The following is a 3,197-nucleotide window of genomic DNA, read 5'->3' on the forward strand; positions in this document are numbered from 1 at the left end:
TGGCCCTTGTACGACGGCGACGCGGACGACACGAGCGAACCCCTCCCCGGCACGACCAACCACAAGATCATCCCACGCCGGCCAGCCAACGTGACTGTGAGGATGATCGGGTGCTGCTCCGGGCGGTGGCTTGACTCGCAACGTGACTGGCCGTGTGCCTTGGCATTGATCTGTCGGCTGCCCGCTCGGTGCGGTGCGTGCTGCCGCCGGGCAGGGGACGTGTCCCGATAGGGGCCTTCGCGACAGGCACCGTCACAGTCTTGACCGCCCCGGCCCGGCGACGGCCACCAGCACCCAAGGCGATCAGGAGAAGGCGACCTTGCCCAGCATCACGCAATCCGCTGCCCCGTGTCACATCCCGGCCGACGCCGCCGAGGAGGTCCTGCTCGGCGTGGACACCCACAAGGACGTTCACGCCGCGGCTGTCATCACCATGCTCGGTGCCGCCCTGGACGGCCAGAGCTTCCCGGCGACCGCGCAGGGATACCGCCAACTCATCGCCTGGGCCCGCTCGTTCGGAGTGGTGCGACGTGCCGGCGTCGAGTGCACCGGCTCCTACGGGGCGGCCTTGGCCCGCCACCTGCACGCCGAGGGAATCGAGGTCACGGAGGTCAACCAGCCGGACAAGGCCGCCCGCCGGCGCCACGGCAAGACCGACGCCGTCGACGCCGAGGCCGCCGCCCGCGCCGTGCTGTCCGGACGCGCCACCGCCACGGCCAAGACGAGCGATGGCCCGGTGGAGATGCTGCGGCTGTTCAAACTCGCCAAGGGATCCGCGATCAAGTCCCGCACCCAGGCCATCAACCAGCTCAAGAGCGTCCTGGTCTGCGCCGACTCCGCCCTGCGCGAGACCCTGGCGGGCCTGACCAACCCGCACCTGATCAAGCGGTGCGCCGCACTGGAAGCTCTGGACGCGACCGGGCCTGCTACAGCTGCCCGGCACACCCTGCGTCTGCTGGCCCGCCGAATCCAGCACCTGACCGAAGAGATCGACGACCTGAACCAGCGGATAGCCGAGGCCGTCAAGGCGAGTACGCCCGGTCTGCTCGACGTACGCGGCGTCGGCCCGGACAGCGCCGCAGCCCTGCTCATCGCCGCAGGTGACAACCCCGAACGCCTCACCAGCGAGGCGTCTTTCGCTGCCTTGTGCGGCACCAGCCCGGTCGAAGTATCCTCCGGCAAGACCCAGCGCCGCAGACTCAACCGCGGCGGCGACCGCCAGGCCAACGCCGCCCTCTACCGGATCGTCCTCAGCCGCCTGCGCTGGGACGACCGCACCCGGAACTACCTGCAGCGACGCCTTGCCGAGGGCAAGACGCGCCGAGAAGTCATCCGCTGCCTCAAGCGCTACATCGCACGGGAGGTCTACCGGCTCATCGCCACTCCGAGCCCCGCAGCCAGCCGCGCACGTGCCGCAACCGCTACTTGACATCCATAGGGGCATCAATGCCTTGCTCAGGGCATCGAACTCCGGCTGTGTCGCCAGTGCTGCATCGGTGATGGCCTGGGGTATGGAGGGCAGGTCGCGTGCCTGCTCGAGCCAGGCAAGAACGGCCTGACGCAGTCGGGAGTTGTCTTCCATACAGCGAAACGTTCAGTATCCGTCGACCCGTGTGTAGGAGTAGCTGCATAGCCCCGGTCAGCTGTTGACGTCGATCACCTGTCCGGTATCTGCATGGATCATCACGGTTGTGACGTCCGAACCCGTAGGGACGTCTTCTGGTCCCGTATTCTTGGCGGGCGGCATGACGAAGTTGACGGCCCATCGCGATTCCCACTGGCCGGCACTGTTCTTTTGCACCAGGAGCTCAGAGCTTCTGAAATCGCCGCTTCCACCGAGGTATCCAGCTGCAATCTCGCGCGCCTTCGCGACGCTGATCTTGTGTCCCGGCGGAGTAGCCGGGCCTGGTTCATTACGCCCGGTGAATGCGGAGATCCGACCCGTGGGTTCTACGACAACGTCCATCCTCATCGGCATCAGAACGCCCTCTACGCGCTGGCGCCAAGCGACGGTCCGCTGGCCCGTTCCTGCCACTGTGGGGTTGACGTTTACCTTGCTCTTCTTCAGCGCCCAAGGAAATCGGTTACGCACAAAGTCTGTTGCCTGCCGGATGGCGTCTTCGTCGGTCCGCACACGGCTCTGAGAGACCCCGGGAAGAGAGGGAGATGCTGTCGATCCTGTAATGAAGGTCTCGTTCTCTGTAAAATTCATGAATCCATTATTGAGCGTTACTAGGAATTGCCCCTCCTGCCCCCCTGCCCCCTTCGTGTATTGAATCGCAGAGATTACCTGATTCTCTCCGTAAATCTTTCGGACAACCCGTTCGGCTTCTTCTTTCTGAGCCGGACTGGCCTTTGTCAGATCGGCCACCTCAACAAGTACGGGTGTGACGAAAATCGCCCCGATTGCAAACAGAATTCCCCCTCCTATCGCGAGCGACTGTGATGCTCGAATGAGGTCTGCCCTACTCGCTCGCGTCCGCCAATTGGTCTGAGTGCTAGCCGCTTTGAATCGCCAGATAAGGACGGCGAGCGTCACTCCGATCAGGGCGCCCAAGGTGTTGGCTACGAGGTCCTCAGAGGCGCAGGACCGACCGGTGTGCGGCGTGACAGCCTGGATGAATTCGGTCCACGCCGAGAGGAGCCCTCCTCCGGCCAGGCTTACCGCCGGCCGTTTGAAGAGCAGGACGGAGAAGAAAGCTACCGGCACAAAAAGACCAACATTCATCAGTCCCTGTGGAGCGATCAACGGGCCTACGAGGTCGCGGTTCACCGCGCAGACACCCGAAACGCCTGCTCCCGTGTGGCTTGGGGAGAGAGTGGCCGCCAGTTCTGCCGCAAGAGACAACCCGAAAAGGATTGATGCAGCCCGGGGAAGGGACTTCCTCCTGGATACATACCACATTGCAGTGCCCAGCAGGATGCTAAGGACTAGAAATGAGGTGATAATCCAAGGATTGTCGCGGAAGATGGCACTTATCACAGAGGCCTCATTGGAGCAAGGTGGTAAGGGAGAAGATGGACGGCTGGGCCAACCCCAACAGAAGGGCGGCCCAGCGCATTCATGCCAGTTCTAGCAGGGGGTAACCGGAGGGGTCTGGAAGGCACTGTCACGTTGACTGACCGGGTGGGATGATCTTCTGGTGGGTCATGCTGGGAGGAGTTGTCCGTGGGTAGTACGCCGCCGTCGTACAAGG

Annotated in this window: 2 protein-coding genes; one reads left to right on the top strand and one right to left on the bottom strand. The window is 63.7% G+C overall.

Annotated features, from left to right (window positions below; genetic code table 11):
• The first annotated feature begins 355 nt into the window (after window positions 1-355).
• Window positions 356-1,429 carry an IS110 family transposase gene (locus tag AB0N06_RS38415; protein ID WP_366139311.1) on the top strand — a complete coding sequence of 358 codons (1,074 nt, stop codon included), beginning with the start codon at window positions 356-358 and terminating at the stop codon, window positions 1,427-1,429.
• Window positions 1,430-1,639: 210 nt separating this feature from the next.
• On the opposite strand, the gene AB0N06_RS38420 is transcribed toward AB0N06_RS38415, so the two are convergent.
• Entirely contained in the window at window positions 1,640-2,983 is a 1,344-nt protein-coding gene (locus AB0N06_RS38420; protein WP_366139310.1) for a VanZ family protein, read from the bottom strand.
• Window positions 2,984-3,197 lie beyond the last annotated feature (214 nt).

This window comes from Streptomyces sp. NPDC051020 (assembly GCF_040683105.1).
GTDB lineage: Bacteria > Actinomycetota > Actinomycetes > Streptomycetales > Streptomycetaceae > Streptomyces.